The 19,936-nt window shown below is 71.3% G+C and carries 17 protein-coding genes, 1 tRNA gene and 1 pseudogene; 11 read left to right on the top strand and 8 right to left on the bottom strand.

What is annotated here, in order from left to right; all coding sequences use genetic code 11:
- Positions 1-103 precede the first annotated feature (103 nt).
- Positions 104-775 (bottom strand): DUF461 domain-containing protein, encoded by a 672-nt coding sequence (locus tag ACFVZW_RS04425; protein ID WP_384516567.1) that lies wholly within the window; start codon positions 773-775, stop codon positions 104-106.
- A 638-nt stretch (positions 776-1,413) separates the two neighbouring features.
- Between ACFVZW_RS04425 and ACFVZW_RS04420 the strand changes: the two genes are divergently transcribed.
- The 5 genes from ACFVZW_RS04420 to rlmB all read left to right on the top strand — a co-directional run bounded on the left by ACFVZW_RS04420 (position 1,414) and on the right by rlmB (position 6,474).
- Entirely contained in the window at positions 1,414-1,896 is a 483-nt protein-coding gene (locus ACFVZW_RS04420) for a CarD family transcriptional regulator (protein ID WP_003953493.1), read from the top strand.
- 319 nt (positions 1,897-2,215) lie between these two features.
- Complete coding sequence (gene ispD / locus ACFVZW_RS04415) at positions 2,216-2,965, top strand: 2-C-methyl-D-erythritol 4-phosphate cytidylyltransferase (protein WP_329117905.1); 750 nt, start codon at positions 2,216-2,218, stop codon at positions 2,963-2,965.
- Positions 2,955-3,449, top strand: a complete 495-nt coding sequence (gene ispF, locus ACFVZW_RS04410) for a 2-C-methyl-D-erythritol 2,4-cyclodiphosphate synthase (RefSeq protein ID WP_384516564.1) — start codon at positions 2,955-2,957, stop codon at positions 3,447-3,449. Before ispD ends, ispF begins: the two co-directional genes overlap by 11 nt.
- A gap of 591 nt (positions 3,450-4,040) precedes the next feature.
- The gene (gene cysS, locus ACFVZW_RS04405) at positions 4,041-5,438 is read left to right on the top strand and encodes a cysteine--tRNA ligase (protein ID WP_384516561.1); all 1,398 of its coding nucleotides are present in this window, start codon (positions 4,041-4,043) and stop codon (positions 5,436-5,438) included.
- Positions 5,439-5,514: 76 nt separating this feature from the next.
- Positions 5,515-6,474 carry a 23S rRNA (guanosine(2251)-2'-O)-methyltransferase RlmB gene (gene rlmB / locus ACFVZW_RS04400; RefSeq protein WP_384516559.1) on the top strand — a complete coding sequence of 320 codons (960 nt, stop codon included), beginning with the start codon at positions 5,515-5,517 and terminating at the stop codon, positions 6,472-6,474.
- 34 nt (positions 6,475-6,508) lie between these two features.
- Here the strand turns inward: rlmB and ACFVZW_RS04395 are convergent, their stop codons facing one another.
- Positions 6,509-7,141, bottom strand: coding sequence for an NUDIX hydrolase (locus tag ACFVZW_RS04395; protein WP_384516556.1), 633 nt, complete (start codon positions 7,139-7,141; stop codon positions 6,509-6,511).
- A 40-nt stretch (positions 7,142-7,181) separates the two neighbouring features.
- A complete protein-coding gene (locus ACFVZW_RS04390) occupies positions 7,182-8,642 on the bottom strand; it encodes a hypothetical protein (protein WP_384516553.1) in 1,461 nt (486 codons plus the stop codon).
- A gap of 336 nt (positions 8,643-8,978) precedes the next feature.
- On the opposite strand from ACFVZW_RS04390, the gene ACFVZW_RS04385 reads away from it, so the two are divergent.
- Positions 8,979-10,550 carry a DoxX family protein gene (locus ACFVZW_RS04385; protein WP_384516550.1) on the top strand — a complete coding sequence of 524 codons (1,572 nt, stop codon included), beginning with the start codon at positions 8,979-8,981 and terminating at the stop codon, positions 10,548-10,550.
- Positions 10,551-10,636: 86 nt separating this feature from the next.
- Here the strand turns inward: ACFVZW_RS04385 and ACFVZW_RS04380 are convergent, their stop codons facing one another.
- The 3 genes from ACFVZW_RS04380 to ACFVZW_RS04370 form a co-directional block, all read right to left on the bottom strand.
- The gene (locus ACFVZW_RS04380; RefSeq protein WP_384516547.1) at positions 10,637-11,353 is read right to left on the bottom strand and encodes an NDP-sugar synthase; all 717 of its coding nucleotides are present in this window, start codon (positions 11,351-11,353) and stop codon (positions 10,637-10,639) included.
- Positions 11,354-11,415: 62 nt separating this feature from the next.
- Positions 11,416-11,829 carry a hypothetical protein gene (locus ACFVZW_RS04375; protein WP_329117893.1) on the bottom strand — a complete coding sequence of 138 codons (414 nt, stop codon included), beginning with the start codon at positions 11,827-11,829 and terminating at the stop codon, positions 11,416-11,418.
- 209 nt (positions 11,830-12,038) lie between these two features.
- Positions 12,039-13,136, bottom strand: a complete 1,098-nt coding sequence (locus ACFVZW_RS04370) for a sn-glycerol-3-phosphate ABC transporter ATP-binding protein UgpC (protein ID WP_329117891.1) — start codon at positions 13,134-13,136, stop codon at positions 12,039-12,041.
- Between the two features lie 208 nt (positions 13,137-13,344).
- Between ACFVZW_RS04370 and ACFVZW_RS04365 the strand changes: the two genes are divergently transcribed.
- Together ACFVZW_RS04365 and ACFVZW_RS04360 are read left to right on the top strand one after the other, a co-directional pair.
- Positions 13,345-13,422 (top strand) — tRNA-Thr (locus tag ACFVZW_RS04365).
- A 91-nt stretch (positions 13,423-13,513) separates the two neighbouring features.
- On the top strand, positions 13,514-15,607 hold the full coding sequence (locus tag ACFVZW_RS04360; protein ID WP_384516543.1) for a restriction endonuclease: 2,094 nt from the start codon (positions 13,514-13,516) through the stop codon (positions 15,605-15,607).
- Positions 15,608-15,675: 68 nt separating this feature from the next.
- Here ACFVZW_RS04360 and ACFVZW_RS04355 read toward each other — a convergent pair whose 3' ends face one another.
- The gene (locus tag ACFVZW_RS04355; protein WP_384516540.1) at positions 15,676-17,076 is read right to left on the bottom strand and encodes an NAD(P)/FAD-dependent oxidoreductase; all 1,401 of its coding nucleotides are present in this window, start codon (positions 17,074-17,076) and stop codon (positions 15,676-15,678) included.
- A 326-nt stretch (positions 17,077-17,402) separates the two neighbouring features.
- On the opposite strand from ACFVZW_RS04355, the pseudogene ACFVZW_RS04350 reads away from it, so the two are divergent.
- The 3 genes and pseudogenes from ACFVZW_RS04350 to ACFVZW_RS04340 form a co-directional block, all read left to right on the top strand.
- Positions 17,403-17,795, top strand: a pseudogene (locus tag ACFVZW_RS04350) (aminoglycoside phosphotransferase family protein); the annotation flags it as partial.
- A gap of 19 nt (positions 17,796-17,814) precedes the next feature.
- A complete protein-coding gene (locus ACFVZW_RS04345; protein ID WP_384516538.1) occupies positions 17,815-18,291 on the top strand; it encodes a GNAT family N-acetyltransferase in 477 nt (158 codons plus the stop codon).
- A 122-nt stretch (positions 18,292-18,413) separates the two neighbouring features.
- Complete coding sequence (locus ACFVZW_RS04340; protein WP_384516535.1) at positions 18,414-18,824, top strand: RidA family protein; 411 nt, start codon at positions 18,414-18,416, stop codon at positions 18,822-18,824.
- Between the two features lie 86 nt (positions 18,825-18,910).
- On the opposite strand, the gene ACFVZW_RS04335 is transcribed toward ACFVZW_RS04340, so the two are convergent.
- Entirely contained in the window at positions 18,911-19,909 is a 999-nt protein-coding gene (locus ACFVZW_RS04335; RefSeq protein WP_384516532.1) for a zinc-binding dehydrogenase, read from the bottom strand.
- Positions 19,910-19,936 lie beyond the last annotated feature (27 nt).

The raw sequence follows: 19,936 nt of genomic DNA, 5'->3' as shown, positions 1-19,936 counted from the left end.
GCCGCCCCGGCGGGGGGGCCTCACCCCCCCGCTGCGGCCCCCCGGCGCCTTGGCCGGGGGGGGCGCCCCCTCTCGTGCGCTGTGCTGGGCTGTGCGCGTGACGTCAGTGGCCCGCGGACGAGTGGCTCGCGTCGCCCGACGGGGTGGCCGTGCCCGACGGGGTGGCCGTGCCCGACGGGGTGGCCGTGGAGCCGTCCTCGGCGCCGTGGCCCGCCGTCGCGGTCGGGGACGCCGTCGGCGAGGCGGCCGGCGGCTTCGGGATCTCGGTCGGGCCGTAGTCCTTGAAGTAGCTGGTCGCCGGGACGACGAACGCCTCCAGGCCCACGTCGCCGGTCTTGCTGAGCTTGAAGACGACCTCCTGCGCGTCGCCGTTCTTCGCGGCCAGCCGGCCGTCCTCGATCGTGGCGGTGGCGTTGCCCTCGCCGCCGATGACGACCGAGCCGCCCGCGGGGACGGTGATCGGGCCGGAGCCCTCGGCGGGCTTCAGGACCACCGTGGCGCGCGTGCCCGGCAGGGTGATCGCGTCGAGGGTCTGCTGGGTGCTGCCGTTGTTGAAGACCGTGGCCGAGACGACGGCGGGGCCCTGCACGGTGGCGTCGGGCTGGGTGATGACGAGTGCGTTCTGGATCTTGACGTCGTCCACGGTGACGGCGGCGTTGTCCGGCTTGACTCCGAGCGTCTGTGCGTTGTTGCCGGCGCCACAGGCGGTCAGCGAGGCGATCGAGATCACGATGGCGGTGGCGGCGAGGGCGCCGCGTCGAAGGCTGCGGCTCACGGCGGCGGCAACTCCTAGGACGTACGGACAGGCTAAGGGCGGCCGGCTGGGGTCGGGCTCAGGACCAACCGGCTAAGGAAGAGCTAAAGGTGCGTCAGCGCGCTTAGGTTACCGAGCCGCACTCTCCGTCCCGCACCCGACCCGCCCCTTCGCGTCTCCGGCCCCTCCGGGTGCGCTCCGTGTGCCCTGCACGAGCCCTCCGTGATGGCCGGAACACGACCCATTGACGCGCCGTTCACATAACCGCCTTGATCAATTCGTCGAGCGTCCGCGCATTCCTCCGCCCGCACCGCGGAAAAACCCCGCCGCGGTGCTCGGGTGATCAATTCGGGATTCGACGCCGGAAGCATCCGTACGGGTGACCGATCCTCGAACGGAGTACGGTGAGAGGGGCGACGCGAACCGGTCAAAACAGGACATCGTTCCTCTCTTGGAGCCCTCCGGGCGGGTGTAACGTGCGCGTTTCTCTCCGTCCGCGCAGCCGCTCCGACCTGCGAATACCGCCTTCCGCAAGCCCTCCGCAGCACGTTCGCGTCGCTGTTGTCAAGCCCCGAGATATGCCCTGACCTGCGAAAACGCCATTCAGAAGAAGCCGTATCCGTGTTACCCTGGATAGCCACGGAAGGGGTACCTGTCACATGACGTTCAAGGTTGGCGACACCGTGGTCTATCCCCATCACGGGGCCGCGCTGATCGAGGCCATCGAAACTCGCCAGATCAAAGGCGTGGACAAGACCTACTTGGTGCTCAAGGTCGCCCAGGGCGACCTGACGGTTCGTGTGCCGGCGGACAATGCGGAGTTCGTCGGTGTTCGCGATGTGGTCGGTCAGGACGGGCTGGACCGGGTCTTCGAGGTGCTGCGTGCGCCGTACGCCGAAGAGCCGACCAACTGGTCGCGCCGCTACAAGGCAAATCTCGAGAAGCTCGCCTCCGGCGATGTCATCAAGGTCGCCGAAGTAGTCCGCGACCTGTGGCGCCGGGAGCGCGAGCGCGGGCTGTCCGCAGGTGAGAAGCGCATGCTCGCCAAGGCTCGGCAGATCCTGGTGAGCGAGCTGGCCCTCGCGGAGAACACGAACGAGGACAAGGCCGAGGCTCTCCTCGACGAGGTCCTCGCGTCCTGAATGAAGCGATGCCGCGGTGCCCGTTGACGTGCTGTGAGACTCACAGCACTGTCGCCGGGCGCTGCGGCATGTTCGCGTCCTTGCGGACCCGTTCACCGCGTCGATGAATGACCGTCGTCCCGACGTCCGTCGCCTCGCGATCCGGCCGTCCACGGCGCTGCTACAACCGCCCCCCTCGCGTCCTCCTGTGCCACATCCCCTGTGCCGCGCGGTACGCCCCGACCGTCGTCACGGAAAGGGCCCGGTCAAGGCGCCGCGTCCAGCACGGTGAGGCCATACCCATGTCGGCCGAGCAAACAAACCTGCCGGAGTGCAACCGATGACAGACGAAACGCGTCCCGCGCGCACCGCCGCTGTGATCCCCGCGGCGGGCCGGGGCGTACGGCTCGGCCCGGGCGCCCCCAAGGCGCTCCGTGCGCTGAACGGCACCCCCATGCTCATCCACGCCGTCCGGGCGATGGCCGCGTCACGCGCCGTCTCCCTCGTCGTCGTGGTCGCCCCCTCCGACGGCGCGGCCGAGGTCAAGAACCTCCTCGACGCGCACGCCCTGCCCGAGCGGACCGACTACCTCGTCGTCCCCGGCGGAGACACCCGCCAGGAATCCGTACGGCTCGGCCTCGAAGCGCTGCCCGAGGGCGTCTCCACCGTCCTCGTGCACGACGCGGCCCGCCCGCTCGTCCCCGTCGACACGGTCGACGCCGTCATCGAGGCCGTACGGGACGGGGCCGTCGCCGTCGTCCCCGCGCTCCCGGTCGCCGACACGGTCAAGGAGGTCGAGCCCGCGGAGACGAAGGGCGACCCCGAGAGCGTCGTCGCCACCCCCGAGCGCTCCCGGCTGCGCGCCGTCCAGACCCCGCAGGGCTTCGACTACGAGACCCTCGTCAACGCCCATGCGACCGTCGCCCTCACCGGTGACGGTGCCACCGACGACGCCGGCATGGTCGAGCGGCTCGGCGCGCCCGTCGTGGTCGTCCCCGGCCACGAGGAGGCGTTCAAGGTGACCCGTCCGCTCGATCTCGTACTGGCCGAGGCCGTACTCGCCCGCAGGAGGGCCAACGATGGCTTCTGACACCCCCCTGATTCCCCGGACCGGTATCGGCACCGACGTCCACGCCTTCGAGAAGGGCCGCGAGCTGTGGTGCGCGGGCCTCCTGTGGGAGGACGAGGAGTACGGGCTCGCCGGGCACTCCGACGGGGACGTCGCCGCCCACGCCGCCTGCGACGCGCTCTTCTCCGCCGCCGGCGTCGGTGACCTCGGAGCCCACTTCGGCACCTCCCGCCCCGAGTGGTCGGGCGCCGCCGGCGTCACGCTCCTCGCGGAGGCCGCCCGCATCGTGCGCGCCGAGGGGTACGAGATCGGCAACGTCGCCGTCCAGGTCATCGGCGTCCGCCCGAAGGTCGGCAAGCGCCGCGACGAGGCGCAGAAGGCGCTGAGCGAGGCGGTCGGCGCGCCCGTGTCCGTCTCCGGCACGACGACGGACGGCCTCGGCCTCACCGGCCGCGCGGAGGGCCTGGCCGCCCTCGCGACGGCACTGGTCTACCGCCGAACCTGAGCCACGGCCGGTGAGGCCCCGGACGACGCGACTGCTGCGCCGGGCGCGCCCCACCGGACCGCGCTGGCCCACCGCCCGGCTGGACGCACAGGACCAGCTGGTCCACGCGCCCGGCCCGGCGCACCGGACCACGTCGGCCGCCCGACCGCCCCGCCACCGACGCACCGGACCGCGCTGGTCCACCGCCCACCCGGACGTGCCAGGCCGCGCTGGTCCACCGCCCACCCGGACGCACCAGGCCGCGCTGGTCCACGCGCCCGGCCCGGCGCACCGGGCCGCGTCGGCCGCCCGACCGCCCTCGCCCGACCCACCGGGCCGCGCCACCTGACCGCCCCGCCATCGACGCACCGGACCGCGCTGGCCCACTGCCCGGCTGGGCGCACCGGACCGCGCTGGCCCACCGCCGGACCACTGGACCGCGCCGGCCGACCGCCCCGCCATCGACGCACCGGACCGCGCTGGTCCACCCCCGCCCCCGGCGCACCGGACCACGCCCCCCTCTCACCCCACCTGACGCACCGCCGGAAAAATCCCGCCCCGCGAGCCGCAATCGGTCGCGGGGCACTACCACACGCCCACTACCCTGGAGTGGTGACTATTCGCCTGTACGACACCAGCGCCCGGCAGATCCGTGACTTCACCCCGCTCACACCGGGCCGCGTCTCGATCTACCTCTGTGGCGCCACCGTCCAGGCCGCCCCGCACATCGGCCACATCCGTTCGGGGCTGAACTTCGACATCATGCGCCGCTGGTTCGAGTACCGCGGCTACGACGTCACGTTCGTCCGCAACGTCACCGACATCGACGACAAGATCATCGCCAAGGCCGCCGACCAGGGCCGCCCCTGGTGGTCCATCGGCTACGAGAACGAGCGCGCCTTCAACTCCGGTTACGACGCGCTCGGTTGCCTGCCGCCCACGTACGAGCCCCGCGCCACCGGCCATGTCACCGAGATGGTCGAGATGATGCGCGGCCTCATCGAGCGCGGCCACGCCTACGAGGCCGACGGCAGCGTCTACTTCGACGTCCGCTCGTTCCCCGGCTACCTCGCCCTGTCCAACCAGGACATCGACGACCTGCGCCAGCCCGACGAGGGCGTCTCCGGAAAGCGGGACCCGCGCGACTTCGCGATGTGGAAGGCCACCAAGCCCGGCGAGCCCGACTGGGAGACGCCGTGGGGCCGCGGCCGCCCCGGCTGGCACCTGGAGTGCTCGGCCATGGCGCACAAGTACCTCGGCTCCGCCTTCGACATCCACGGCGGCGGCCTGGACCTGATCTTCCCGCACCACGAGAACGAGATCGCCCAGGCCAAGGCGTTCGGCGACGACTTCGCCTCGTACTGGGTGCACAACGCCTGGGTCACCATGAGCGGCGAGAAGATGTCGAAGTCGCTCGGCAACTCGGTGCTCGTCTCCGAGATGGTCAAGCACTGGCGCCCCATCGTCCTGCGCTACTACCTGGGCACCCCGCACTACCGTTCGATGATCGAGTACAGCGAGGAGTCGCTGCGCGAGGCCGAGTCCGCGTTCGCGCGGATCGAGGGCTTCGTCCAGCGCGTCACCGAGAAGGCGGGCAAGACCGTACCGCCCGCCCCCGAGGTGCCGCCGGCCTTCGCCGAGGCGATGGACGACGACCTGGGCGTCCCGCAGGCGCTCGCGATCATCCACACCACCGTCCGCCAGGGCAACAGCGCCCTCGCGGCCGACGACAAGGACGAGGCCATCGCCCGCCTGGCCGAGGTCCGGGCCATGCTCGGCGTCCTCGGTCTGGACCCCCTCGACCCGCACTGGGCCGAGGAGACCGACCGCGGCGAGGAGCTCCACGGCGTCGTCGACACCCTCGTACGGCTCGTTCTCCAGCAGCGCGAGTCGGCCCGCGAGCGCAAGGACTGGGCGACCGCGGACGCGATCCGCGACCAGCTCGGCCAGTCCGGCCTCGCCATCGAGGACAGCCCCGACGGCCCCCGCTGGACGCTGGGCAACCGCTGATGATGTGCCGCTCGGGGAGCCGGGCGGCACACTTCACTTACAGACCTATGTACGCAACACCGAGGATTAGGTAGTCATGGCCGGGAACAGCCAGCGCAGAAACCGCCGCACGTCCAACAAGAAGGGCGCGACGGTCGGCAGCGGTGGCCAGCGGCGCAAGGGCCTCGAGGGCAAGGGCCCCACGCCGCCCGCCTCCGCCCGTAAGGGTCACAAGAAGAACCGCGTCGCCAACGCCCAGGCACGGCAGGCCGCCGCCCGCCGCCCCGCCCCGCGCCGCGGCGGCCCCAAGGGCACCTCGGAGATGGTCGTCGGCCGTAACCCGGTCTTCGAGGCGCTGCGTGACGGCGTCCCCGCGACGACGCTCTACGTCCAGCAGTTCATCGACAACGACGAGCGCGTCCGCGACGTTCTCAAGCTCGCCGGCGACCGGGGCAACATCAACCTGATGGAGGCCCCGCGCCAGGAGCTCGACCGGATGACGAACGGCCTGAACCACCAGGGCCTCGTCCTCCAGGTCCCGCCCTACGAGTACGCGCACCCCGAGGACCTCACCGCGGCCGCGTACGACGCCCACGAGGACCCGCTGATCGTGGCCCTCGACGGTGTCACCGACCCGCGTAACCTCGGCGCGATCGTCCGCTCCGTCTCCGCCTTCGGCGGCCACGGCGTCGTCGTCCCCGAGCGCCGCGCGGCCGGCATGACCGCCGGCGCCTGGAAGTCCTCGGCCGGCACCGCCGCCCGCACCCCGGTCTCCCGCGTCACCAACCTGACCCGGGCGCTGGAGGGCTTCCAGAAGGAGGGCCTCACGGTCGTCGGCCTCGCCGCCGACGGCGAGCACACGGTGGAGGACCTGGAGGCGCTCGACGGCCCGGTCGTCATCGTCATCGGCAGCGAGGGCAAGGGCCTCGGCCGCCTGGTCGGCGAGACCTGCGACTACCGCGTCCGCATCTCGATGCCGGGTGGCGCCGAATCCCTGAACGCAGGCGTGGCCGCGGGCATCGTCCTCTACGAGGTCGCCCGCCGCCGCCAGGGCTGAACCGCCGGCACCGGCAACCGCACCCGCGCCCGCCTCAGGCCGTCAGGCCTGCCAGGCGGGCGCGCGTCATGGTGGCGATGGTGAAGCCGTCCGTGATCCGCCCATCGGCGATCATGGACTCGGCCTCCGCGAACGGCAGCGTCAGCGAGCTGCGGATGCCCTCGCCCACCCCCAGCCGGCCCACCGCGCCGATCCGGGCCGCGAACAGCAGCACCCGGTCGCCCGTCACCCCCGAATCGGGATGCAGGGAACCGAGCGGGATCAGCTCCCGCACCCGCGCCCCGATCTCCTCCCCGAGCTCCTTCGCGGCGTTCGCCTCGTCCGTCAGACCCCGAGTGCCGAACCCGCGCGGAATCTCCCACTGCCAGGACCGCGTCGCATGCCGGTAGTGCTCGATCAGCACCATCCCGTCGCCCAGCAGCGGCAGGATCACACACCCCGGCTCGGCGGCCGGGCTCACGGAGCGGATGTACGTACCGGTACGGCCGTCGGGGAAGCGCACGGCGTCCCGTACGAGCATCACGTACGGGTCCTGGTACAGCACTCCGCCCGCGGCCTCGACGGCGGCCGGATCCGTGAGGATCTCGATGCCGCCCGGGTCGTTGCGGAACAGCTCCGGCCGCTCGCTGCGCAGCAGCTCGTACCGCCGCACCGGCTCCCTGCTCATGCTCTTCCCCTCCACGCCCGGCCGGGCCACCGGACCCGTCCTAGCCGTGCCGCCCCTGCTGGTCGGCCTGCCCGTTCCCACCGGGCGCCCGCCCGGTCTCGACGACACGGCCGCCGTACGCCCCCAGGATGGCCTCCCAGTCCTTCTTCAGGTTGCCCAGCCGAAGCGTCGGCAATGTCAGCGAGTGTCCCAGGCCCGAGCGGCGGTCCCGGGCACCGCGGTCCCAGAACTCCAGACGGACGCTCAGCGCCCCGCCCACCGCCGTCAGCATCTGCAGCGAACCGGAGAGCAGCGACACCTCCTCGCCACTCGCGACCTGCAGCGCCACCCCGCCCGACTCGAGCACCAGCAACGTGGTGATCTCCCGGGCGAACCCCTCGCGCGAGCGGCTGGCCGCCCGCGCCGCCTTCAGCATCCGCGCGTGGTTCCGGGCGATCGTCGCGGTCCGCTGCGAGAACTCCTCCGAACTCGGAATCCGCCCGTCCCGGAAGCTGCCGTGGATGAACGCGTCGAGCGACGCCACATACGCCTGCCACTCACCCGTCTCGCGCAGACCGACGATGTCGGCAAGGGACAGACCGGCGTACGAGTTCGGTCCGTCGACCGCCCGGTGCAGTGAATCGGCGACCAGGTTCCGCACCAGCCGGCCGACCGCCTCCGGATCCTGCGCCTGCGCGTCGGGCGAGACCTCCTCCTGAAGCGTCCGACGCGGCGGAGAACCCGGCGGCGTCGCCGCGACGAGCCCGCTCGCGTCCGGCACTCCCAGGTTGTACATGAGGTCGATCAGCTGCTTCGTCGGCACGATCTCGTCGCCGTCCCGCAGCAGGCTCTCGTGCGGGGCCGTGCCCGGACGCGAGAGGAACTGCCGGTAGAGCGCGCTCCGCGTGATGTTGCTCGTCCGGTCCTGGGAGGCCGCCCACACGAGGATGTCCTTCAGGATCCCCTCGCCCATCGCATGGGCCAGCTCCTCCGGAATCCCGAGGTCCTTCGCGAGCTGCGGGGCGCGCAGCCACCGCAGCCCGGCCAGCTGCCGGGTGAACCGCTGACCTATGCGGTCGGCGCCGGTCTGGTTCGCCTCCTCGTCCCAGTCCAGACGCACGTACGCGGGGTCGGACTCCTCCGAGACCAGTCGCCGCCAGGCACGGCCGGCGACCGCGTCGTGCGTGAAGGGGAACTCGTCGGTGCCGGCCCGCTCCTTGTACAGGTACGGGACGATCACACGGTCGTTCAGCAGCTGCGCGAACGCCTTGCGGTCATCCGCCTCCGCCTGCGGGACGAAGTTCGCGTACAGCGCCTCGTTGTTCACGAAGAAGGCCCGATTGACCACCAGGGTCCCGCTGTTGACGAGCGAGCGGCGCAACTCGGCGGAGGCGGCGGCGACGCCTCCGGGCACCCTCCGGGGAGCCCCCGGCTCCTGGCGGCCCGCGGCCAACTCCGCCGGGAGCCACTGGTCGTCGAGCGCCTGGGCCATGACCGGGTAGTTCGTCAGATCCGAGAACACGAGCTGGTTCCCCCGACGCGCCGGCTCCGGCACAGGCGGCTGGCCCGGCGTGTCCGGTGCGGGCTCCGATCCCGGCAACGGAGCTCCGTCCGAGGCTCGTTGCTGCGGGACCTGCGGTGGTGCCGGCGGACCGGGCTGACCGTTCCGACCGTGCTGAATGGGGCTGGCCATGATGTCGCTCCCCTCGACTGGCGTCCCGCGATTGTAAAGTCAACTGACGGCGCATCATGGAACAAGGGTTCCCCCGGCTGTGCACCCCAGTGACATTGATCTTGACGGGCCTCGGACATTTCCCGCCCGTCAAGGCAGTGTCCTAAACCCGCGTCACTCGGTTAGATGAGTGTGGACACCAGAACGCCCCGGCCGGGGTTCGACGATCAGCCCGCGCTGAGCATGGTCAAAGTGGATTCCGACCCCGCGCAGGTCATCGTGAACCACGCCAGCTTCCGTGTGCGGCTCGCGCCGGCCCAGCAGCCGAAGTTCGCCGCCGCCGCCCGCAGTTCGGCCCTCGCCGGAGCGGGCGCGGCCGCCGGGCGCCGGCGGCCCGTCGTGTGGACCGGAAAGTCCGCGCCCGGCGACCCCGGCGCCACCGGACTGCTCCAGGCCGTACGGGAGTCCTCGGTCTCCACCCTGGAGCCCCCCGGACGCCTCGACGCGGGCATCACCCAGGCCATTCCGCGGATCGACGACACCATGCCGACCCCCGTCGTCCCCGCCGAGCCGGCTGCCCCGCTGCTGCCGCCCATGCGGCGCGCCGAAGGCGCCTACGACGGGCCGTACGGCGGCGGCCCGCACGATCGCCCGCACGACGGTCCGTACGACGCGTCCTACGGGGACGACCGCGACGACCGGGGCGTCGACGACGAGTACCGCACCCGCCCGCACCGCCACGGCGCCGACCCGGTCCGCCACGCCTACTACCCCGGGCGTCGGATGAACCTCGGCGTCGTCCTCCTCCCGCTCCGCGTCTTCCTCGGCTTCATCTCCATCTACGCCGGCATGGGCAAGCTCTGCGACCCCGTCTACTTCGACGGCGGCGAACGCGGCTCCATGGTCAAGTGGCTCAACTCGCTCAACCCCTGGGCCCTCGCCGAGCCCCTCCGCGACTTCGCCCTCCAGCACCCCGTCGGCGCCGGACTCACCGTCGCCTTCCTCCAGGTCGTCGTCGGGGTCCTCACCGTCTTCGGACTCTGGCAGCGCGTCGCCGCCGTCATCGGCGCCCTGCTCTCCGCCGCGCTGATCCTCACCGTCAGCTGGAAGAGCGTCCCGGTCTACGACTCCGCCGACATCATCTTCCTCGCCGCCTGGTCTCCGCTGATCATCGCCGGCGCCCCCGTCTACTCCATCGACGGACGTCTCGCCGGCGAAGCCTGGCGCACCCTCGGACCCCGCTCCGAACTGTGGGAGCTGCGCCGTCGCGTCCTGCGCCGCGGCGCCCTCGTCGCCTCCGTCGTCGTCGGCCTCACGCTCCTCCTCGGCTCCATGCTCGGCGGCGCCGTACGGTCCACCGAGATGGTCACCGTGCCCGGCCCCAACGACGACCCGATCAACCACCTCCCCGGCCGGTCCCTCCCGCAGGAGCCCGGCGAGCGCAGCCCCTCCCAGTCCGCCTCCACCCGCCCCAAGCCGTCCGCGACGGCCGGCGCGAGCGGCGAGCGCGAGGACGAGGAGAAGGCCGAGCCGAGCGAGACCGTACGGGAGACCGGCCGGATCTCGGAGAGCCGCCCGACCGCCACCCGCGGCACCGACAGCACCCCGAGCCAGTCCAGGCCCGCGGCCCCGCCGTCCACCAGCTCCGGCCCGACCGGCTCGGGCGGCACGAGCAGCGGCGGCACCGGCACCACCGACCCCACCAGCGGCGCCACCTCCGGCGGCAACCGGAACCCGATCGGCGGCCTCCTGGGCTGACGCCCCGGTCCGGACGGACCCCTACGCACGACAAGGGCGGCACCACTTCCGAGTGGTGCCGCCCTTCCCGTACGTGCGAACCGCTGTCACAACCCCTGAGCGGCCAGCTCCTTCGCAGCCTCCGTCAGGTCCTTCGCGGTGTCGATCGCCCGCCAGTACGCCCCCTGGGGCAGCGGGAAGCCGGCGAGGCGGCGCTCCCTGGCCAGCCGGGGGAACGTGGTGCGCTCGTGATCGCCCCGCTCGGGGAGCAGCTCCGTGAACTCGGCGGAGAAGACGTACACGCCCGCGTTGATGAGGAACGGCGACGGCGGCGACTCGATGAAGTCGGTGATGTGCCCGAACGTGTCGGTCTCCACGGCGCCCCACGGGATCCGGGGGCGGGCGAGGGCGAGCGTGGCGGTGGCGTCCCGCTCCGCGTGGAACTCGGCCATCTCGCGCAGGGAGAAACGGGTCCAGATGTCGCCGTTCGTGGCATACCAGGGCTGCCCGGGCTCAGGCAGGTGCGCGGCGGCGTACTTGAGGCCGCCGCCACGGCCCAGCGGCTCCGACTCGACGACGGTCGTCACACGGAGCGGCAGATCGGCGGCCTCGAGCCACTCCTGGAGCACCTCGGCGAGATGGCCGCAGGACACGACGGCGTCCGTCACGCCCTCGGCGGCGAGCCAGGACAGCTGATGGCCGATGATCGGGGTCCCGGTGCCCGGGATCTCGACCATCGGCTTGGGGCGGTCGTCGGTGTACGGGCGCAGGCGCGAGCCCTGGCCGCCCGCCAGGACCACGGCCTGCGTCGGAGAGGTATCCATACCGGGAACGATATGCGCACCTCGTGAGGCAGCCGTTCAGTGTCGCGGGGTGGGTTCGCGACTCAGCTCGCGTACATCACGCCGGTCGCGAACGAGGTGTCGCAGACCGGGCGGGAGTAGGACTGGGCGCGGGTCGGGCCGTAGTACCGCACGGCCGCCTTGCCGAGGGCGCGGGCGATGGACATGCAGTGCTTGGCGAGGGACGGGCTGTTCTCGACCTCGCGCTGGAGGTGCGTCAACGCCGTGCCGGGGTCCTTCTCCTGAAGCTCTGCGAGCAGGCGGTCGCGCAGAATATCCTGCGGAGCACGGGACTTGGCGGGGACGGAGACGTCCTCCGAGGACGCGGTGAGCATCTGGGTCCCGGAGGCCTGGCCGGCCCACGGAACGGCGGACACCGCGAGCGTCCCGGAGAGCACCAGGACGACGGGCAGGACGAGAGCGAGAGAGCGGCCGATACGGCGGGCAGTGTGCGTCACGCAGGCGAGCGTAGCGGCCGGTAGTGATATGGCGACATTTAGTCACTCTCGCGAGGGATGGTTCGAAGCGGCTTTTCGAATTCCGTGTTGACGTCGGTGCCCGAATTGACGGGTCTGCCGGGGTATTTGTCGACACGCCACTCGTGTACGCGAACGGCCCTGTTCCCGCAAGCGGGGAACAGGGCCGAACGGCACTGGCGAGGGGTGGATCAGCCGGAGAGGCGCTCACCCGTCGAGGTGGAGAAGACGTGCAGCTCGTCCGGGCGCGGCACGACGTGCAGCGTCGAGCCCTTCTCCGGCACGGCACGGCCGCCGACGCGGACGACCAGGTCCTTGTCCTCGCTGCCGACGCGGGCGGAGCCGTAGACGTAACCGTCGGCGCCGAGCTCCTCGACGACGTTCACGGAGACGGCCAGGCCCTCCTTGCTGGTGGCGCCCGAGACGTCGAAGTGCTCGGGGCGGATGCCGACCGTGACGGTCGTGTCGCCCTTGGCGGAGGCGGCGGAGAGCGCGTCACGGGAGACCGGGACGACGCTGTTGCCGAACTTCACACCGCCCTCGGTGATCGGCACCTCGACCAGGTTCATGGCCGGGGAGCCGATGAAGCCGGCGACGAAGAGGTTGGCGGGACGGTCGTACATGTTCCGCGGCGAGTCGACCTGCTGGAGCAGACCGTCCTTCAGCACGGCGACCCGGTCGCCCATGGTGAGGGCCTCGACCTGGTCGTGGGTGACGTACACGGTGGTGATGCCGAGGCGGCGCTGCAGGCTGGCGATCTGCGTACGGGTCGAGACGCGGAGCTTGGCGTCGAGGTTCGACAGCGGCTCGTCCATGAGGAACACCTGCGGCTCACGCACGATCGCGCGACCCATCGCGACACGCTGCCGCTGACCACCGGAGAGCGCCTTCGGCTTCCGGTCCAGGTACGGCGTGAGGTCGAGGATCTTCGCGGCCTCTTCGACCTTGGCGCGGATCTCGCTCTTGTTGACGCCGGCGATCTTGAGCGCGAAGCCCATGTTGTCGGCGACGGTCATGTGCGGGTACAGCGCGTAGTTCTGGAACACCATCGCGATGTCCCGGTCCTTCGGCGGCAGGTGCGTGACGTCACGGTCACCGATGCGGATGGAGCCGCCGTTGACGTCCTCAAGACCGGCGAGCATGCGCAGGGAGGTCGACTTGCCACAGCCGGACGGGCCGACGAGAACGAGGAACTCACCGTCCTCGATCTCGATCTCGAGCTGGTCGACGGCGGGCTTGTCGGAACCCGGGTAGAGCCGGGTCGCCTTGTCGAAAGTGACAGAAGCCATGGTGATGAATCCCTTCACCGGCAGGAACGTGCCGGACGATCCGAGTAAAGGAAGGATTGAGGTCTAGTCCACCGGAGCGAACTGGGGGTGACGCTACCTTGGCGACGTCCGGTCTGTCAGCAGCCGGAGGCGGAGAGATTTATCCCCTGGTGGTTCATGGCGCTGTGTAGAGTGGGGGAGCCTCGCGCGTGAGCGCACCGCAGGCGATGCCCCCTTAGCTCAGCCCGGCCAGAGCGCCGCACTTGTAATGCGTAGGTCGTCGGTTCGAATCCGACAGGGGGCTCCACCAAAGCCGTGTCCCGGACCACTCAGGTCCGGGACACTTGTGCGTTACGGGGGCATATCCGGCTGGGGTGTTCTGGGGAGGGGTGCGGCGGATGAGTCGGCGTTCCAGTGGGCTGATCGGTGCGTGGGCCGAAGCGCAGCGTTTGGCACAGCGGGAGCGGGAGGGGCAGCTGCAGGCGGTGTTGCGGCAGCAGCGGGACGCGGAGCGGGCGCAGCGTTCGCACGAGCGGGACGTGGCGCGGATGCAGCGGGAGCAGCGGGCCGCGTACCGGCAGCACCGTGACGCGGACGCGTTGCGGCGGACGCGGGAGCTGGACGAGCGGGTCGAGCTGTTGTCGGGGCTGCTGGCGAGGGGGTGCGGGGAGCCGGCGTTCAGCGTGGAGTCGATGAGACGGCCTGAGGAGATCGAGTCGTTCGCGCCGGGTCCGCTGGCGCAGCCGGTGGCGATGCCGGATCAGCGGCACTACCAGGCGCAGAGTGCGTGGACGGCGTCGGGGCGGGCGCAGGCGGAGCACGAGGCTCGGGCGAGGTTCGAGCGGGACTGGTACGCGGCGCAGGAGGCGGAGAACCGGCGGCAGCAGCAGCTGGCCGCCTACCGGGCGCAGTACGAGCAGTGGGCCGAGGGGCGGCTGGCGGAGATCCGCTCCCACAACAGCGGGATCGCCGGGATGGTGGAGTCGCTGCGGGCCGGCGACCCGGAGACGGTGGTCGAGTTCTTCTCGGCCGTGCTGTACGCGTCGACGGCGTGGCCGGAGGGGTTTCCGCGGCAGGTGTCGGCCGCGTACGACAGGCGGGCTCGGGGTCTGGTCCTGGACTGGGATCTGCCGGGGTACGACGTGGTGCCGGAGGCCAAGGGGGTCAAGTACCTGCCCAGCACGGACCAGGAGAAGGAGGTCCCGCGTCCGGTGACGCAGCGGCGGGCGCTGTACCGGGACGTGGTGGCGCAGAGCGTGCTGCTCGCCGTGCGGGAGCTCTTCGCCGCCGACCGGTTCGGTGTTCTGCGGAGCGTGGCGCTGAACGGTTTCGTGGAGGGTGTGGATCCGGCGACGGGGCTGGCCGCGCGTCTCTGTCTGGCTTCGGTGTCGGTGGAGCGGACGGTCTTCGACGGGCTGAATCTGCAGCTGGTCAGTGCGGTGGACTGTCTGACGGGGGCGTTGTCGGGGCGGTTGTCCACGAAGCCCGACGAGCGGGTCACGGTGGTGCCTCTCTCGGTGCCGGAGCAGGTGGGCTCGGACGTGGTGCTGCACGGGGAGGGCGAGGAGCCTGATCTCCTGGCGATGGATCCGATCGCGTTCGAGGGGCTGGTGGCCGAGCTGTTCCGGGCGCGAGGGCTGCAGGCGGTGACGACGCGGCGGTCGAACGACGGCGGTGTGGACGTGGAGGCGCTGGATCCGGATCCGATCAGTGGCGGGTCGATCATCGTGCAGGCGAAGCGGTATCGGAACACGGTGCCGCCGAGCGCGGTGCGTGATCTGTACGGCACGGTGCAGGGGGCGGGTGCCAACAAGGGGGTGCTGGTGACGACGTCCGGGTTCGGGCCGGGGTCGTACACGTTCGCCAACGGCAAGCCGCTGACGCTGATCTCGGGTGCGGAGCTGGTGGATCTGCTGCATCAGCACGGCTTGCGGGGCCGTCTGGGGACGGGAGCGCCGCAGGCCCCGACGGTGGTGTCCGAGGCGCCGGCTCCGCCTGAGGCCGACGAGGACGCCAACGTGCTGGGGATGGTGTGGTCGGGGTCGGTGGCCCTGGACGTGTGCGCGTTGGTGTGCGAGGGAGGCAGGGTGTTGGGGGAGGAGCACTTCGTCTTCTTCAACAACGTCTCGACACCGGACGGTGCGGTGCGGATGGTGCCCGCGTTGTGGGGGGACAAGGCCGCTGTCCGGGTCGCGTTCGAGGCTCTGCCCGCGCGGGCCGACCGGTTGGTGCTGGTCGCGGCGGTCGATCCGGAGGTGAACCCGGAGGCGGATCTCGCGGGGTTCGTCGATGCGGGGATCCGGCTGCGGGACGGCTCGGGGTCCGAGGTGGACCGGCTCGACGTGTCGGACGGCCGGGCGGGGGAGACCGCGCTGGTGCTGGGGTCTTTCCGGCGGCGGGCCGGCGGCGACTGGGACTTCGTTCTGGGCGGCAGGGGCTACCGCGGTGGTCTCGCGGAGCTGGTGGGTGACTTCGGCATCGAGGTGGAGTAGGGGCTACGAGCGGAAGGCCCCGGACCTCGTGGAGGTCCGGGGCCTTCGGCGACCCCTCATGCCTGGGGTCAGCGGCCGGAGAGGTGGTTGGCGATTGCTGCGATGCGGGACGTTTCCGTCGTGTGGGCGGTGGATTCCTGGTGGTCGGCCGTGCGGTAGGCCGCGTACATCGTTTGGACTCCGAGCCAGCGCAGGGGTTCCGGTTCCCATTTGCGGACCTTGTGGTTGACCCAGGGGAGGGTGGTCAGGTCCGTCGGGCCGGACTGGCCGGAGTCCTGTTGGATCAGGTCGCGGAGGGTGCGGGCGGCGAGGTTGGTCGTGGTGACGCCCGAGCCGACGTAGCCGCCGGCCCAGCCGAGGCCGGTGGAGCGGTCGAGGGTGACGGTGGCGCACCAGTCGCGGGGGACGCCGAGGACGCCGGACCAGGCGTGGGCGATGCCGAGGCCGGCGAGGGAGGGGAAGAAGCGGATGAGGATCTCGCGGAGGGCCTCGATGGTCTGGGGCTGCGTGCGGCCGTCGTTGTCGGTCCTGGAGCCGTAGCGGTACGGGACGCCGCGGCCGCCGAGGGCGATGCGGCCGTCTGCGGTGCGCTGGGCGTACATGTAGGCGTGGGCCATGTCGCCGAGCGTTTCGAGGCCGTTCCAGCCGATGGATTCCCACTGGGCGTCGGTCAGCGGCTCCGTGGCGATCATGGAGGAGTTCATCGGCAGCCAGGTGCGGCGCTGGCCGGCGAGGGAGGCGGTGAAGCCTTCGGTGCAGCGCAGGACGTAGGGCGCGCGGACGGTGCCGTACGGGGTGATCGCGTGCTTCGGCTTGATCTCGGTGACGGGGGTCGACTCGTGGATCGTGACGCCGAGCGCCTCGACGGCTGCCGCGAGGCCCTTGACCAGCTTCACGGGGTGGAGGCGGGCTCCGTGCGGGGTCCAGCTGGAGCCGACGGCGCCGGTGACGCGGATACGGTCGGCGGTCTCGCGGGCGCCGTAGAGCTCGCGGTCCGTTTCGCCGAAGGCGACCTCGACCGTGTGGAAGTCCTTGAGACGGGCCAGCTGGGCGGGGGAGTGGGCGATCTCGAGGACGCCGCCGCGGTGGATGTCGGCGTCGATCTTCTCGGTTTCGCAGACGGTGATGACCTCGTCGACGGTGGCGTTCATGGCCTGCTGGAGGCGGACGGCCGCCTCGTGGCCGTGGATCTTGGCGTAGCGGTCGCGGCCGGCGATGCCGTTGTAGAGCCAGCCGCCGTTGCGTCCGGAGGCTCCGTAGCCGCAGAACTTGGCTTCGAGGAGGGTGATGTTGAGGAAGGGGACGGCCTTCTTGAGGTAGTAGGCGGTCCAGAGGCCCGTGTAGCCGCCGCCGACGATGCAGACGTCGGCCGTCGTGTCGCCGGGCAGCGGTTCGCGGGGGGCGGGGGTGCCTTCTTGCGCGTACCAGAACGAGATGCCGCCGTTGACGGTGCTGCTCCTGCTGACCATGGGCGGGAGGGTACTGGATGGATGGGGGCCTTCGGCCTTCGGATCCGGGTCTTTCGGCGGGCCGGTCGGGGTGGGGGTGCGGCCTAGGTTCGAAGGTGCGGATTTCGTTGTTCCGAAAGGACCTTTTCATGCCCGTACGCAGGTCTGTTCGTGCTGTCGTGGCGTCGCTGGCGGTCGGGGTCGTGGGACTTGCGGGGGCGGGCTGTTCGTCGCCGGCGGTGTCCTCGTCGGCGACGCTCTCGCCTGCGGCTTCCCGGCTCACGACGGTGGTGGAAGGCCCGAAGATCGTCGTCGGGGACGCGAAGGCACCGCACACGGCGACGGTGTCGGACGCGCGGCTGCTGCGGGACTGCGCGGCGGCGGTGCGGGAGGTGGTGGGTCAGCCGGGGGATCGGCTGCTCCACTGGGATCTGCACGTCGACAACATCCTCGCGGGGGAGCGGGAGCCGTGGTTGGCGATCGACCCGAAGCCGTTGGCGGGGGATCCCGGGTTCGATCTGCTGCCGGCGTTGACGAGCGCGTTCGATCCGGATCCGGCGGAGACGCTGTGGCGCTTCGATCTGCTGACGGAGGCGCTGGGGTTGGACCGGGGCCGGGCGGTGGCGTGGACGTTCGGGCGGGTGTTGCAGAACGGGCTGTGGGACGTGGATGACGGGGAGCCCGAGCTGGACGAGGAACAGGTGCTCATCGCTCGGACGCTGCTGGCACGCGCGGGGTGATCCGGTGCAGGGTGGGCGCATGATTCGTACCGCCACACCTGCCGATGTCCCTGTGATCCACGCGATGGTCCGTGAACTCGCCACGTACGAGAAGGCGCTGGACGAGGTCCGCGCGACGGAGGAGCAGTTGCGCGAAGCCCTGTTCGGGGAGCGCCCTGCGGCGTTCGCGCACATCGCGGAGACGGACGGGGGCGAGGTGGTGGGCTTCGCGCTGTGGTTCCTGAACTTCTCGACGTGGCGCGGGGTGCACGGGATCTACCTGGAGGACCTGTACGTGCGGCCGACGAGCCGCGGCGGCGGGCACGGGAAGGCGCTGCTGCGGGAGTTGGCGCGGATCTGTGTGGAGCGGGGGTACGAGCGACTGGAGTGGTCGGTCCTGAACTGGATCACCCCGTCGATCGACTTCTACGAGTCGCTGGGGGCACGGCCGCAGGACGAGTGGACGGTGTACCGGCTGACGGACGGCGCGCTCGCGGAGCTGGGTGCGCGGGGGTGAACGGCGGCGGTGGGCAGCGGGCGTGAGTAACGGGGTGAATAAAGGGAGGCGAGGGCCTCGGGAGCGCTGCCAGGATGGTCGAGTTTGTGACGACCAGAACGTCAGAGGGGAACGTGACGACCGTGGCGCGTGCCATTACCTTGATCCGCTCCAATGCCCTGTCCGATGTGGCCGAGTACGCGTACGCGGCGACCGCGCCCGCCGAGGCCCGGCTCGTGTTCCTCGCCGGGGCCTGTCCGTTGAACGAGGACGGGTCGACGGCGGCGGTCGGCGACTACGCGGGGCAGGCGGCGAAGGCCGTCGAGAACATGCGGGTTGCCCTCGCCGCCGCCGGGGCGTCGCTGGAGGACGTCATCAGCACGCGGGTCCTTGTGGCGTCCTCGCGCCAGGGGGATCTGGTGACCGCCTGGGAGGTCGTGCGGGACGCCTTCGGTGACCATGATGTGCCCAGCACGCTGATGGGGGTCACGGTGCTCGGCTATGACGATCAGCTCGTCGAGATCGAGGGCGTCGCCGCCGTTCTCGACTCGTAGCCCTGGTGGGCCCTTGTGGGGCGCTACGGGAGCTCCGGTGGGTTCCTGTGGGGCCCTACGGGAGCTCCGGTGGGTTCCTGTGGGCCCTACGGGATCAGGACCACCTTGCCGATCGTGCCCCTGGTCTCCAGGGCGCGGTGGGCGGCTGCCGCTTCGGCGAGGGGGAAGCGGTGGACGGCCGGGCGGAGGGTGCCTTCGGTGGCCGCGGCGAGGGAGGCGAGTTCGAGGTTGCGGACGTCGCCGCCGGCCTTCTGGAGCATGACCGGACCGAGGACGCTGTCGGAGGTGATGCCTCGGGTGGCGAGTTCCTCGTCGGTGAAGGTGAGCGGTTCGCCGTCGTGGACGCCCTGACCGGACCAGCCGAAGACGAGGTGCTGCCCGCCCTTGCCGAGGAGGTCGACGGCCGCGCGGCCGGTGTCGCCGCCCACCGAGTCGAAGACGATGGTGGCGGTACGGTCGCCCAGGTACGCGCGGACCTTCAGCGGCCAGTCCGGCTGCTTGTAGTCGACCGCCAGGTCCGCGCCGTTCTCCCGTACGAGGGCCGCCTTCTCGGGGCCGCCTGCGAGGCCGATGACGGTGGCGCCGGCGTTCTTCGCATACTGGACGAGGAGGGTGCCGATGCCGCCGGCGGCGGCCGGGACGATGGCGATCGAGTCGGGGCCGAGTTCGGTGAACTGCAGGATGCCCAGCGTCGTGCGGCCGGTGCCGATCATGGCGACGGCTTCGGCGTCGCCGAGGGTGTCGGGCAGGGCGTGGAGCTTGGCGGCGTCGACGACGGCGAGCTCGGCGTAGCCGCCGGGGGCCATGCCCAGGTGGGCGACGACGCGCTTGCCGAGCCAGCTCGGGTCGGTGCCCTCGCCGAGCGCGTCGACGGTGCCGGCTACTTCGCGGCCGGGGATGGTGGGGAGCTCGGCGGGGGCGGGGAAGGGGCCGGTCTGCCCGAGGCGCAGGGCGGTGTCGAGGAGGTGGACGCCCGCCGCGGTGACCGCGATCCGCACCTGGCCGGGTCCGGGGACGGGGTCCGGGGTCTCCTCGTAGGTGAGGTTCTCTGCCGGGCCGAAGGCGTGGAGGCGGATGGCGTGCATGGTGGGCTCCCCTGGTGATGTTCTCCC

This window comes from Streptomyces sp. NPDC059567 (genome assembly GCF_042735655.1).
GTDB lineage: Bacteria > Actinomycetota > Actinomycetes > Streptomycetales > Streptomycetaceae > Streptomyces.
This window is presented reverse-complemented; position numbering and strand designations above follow the sequence as displayed.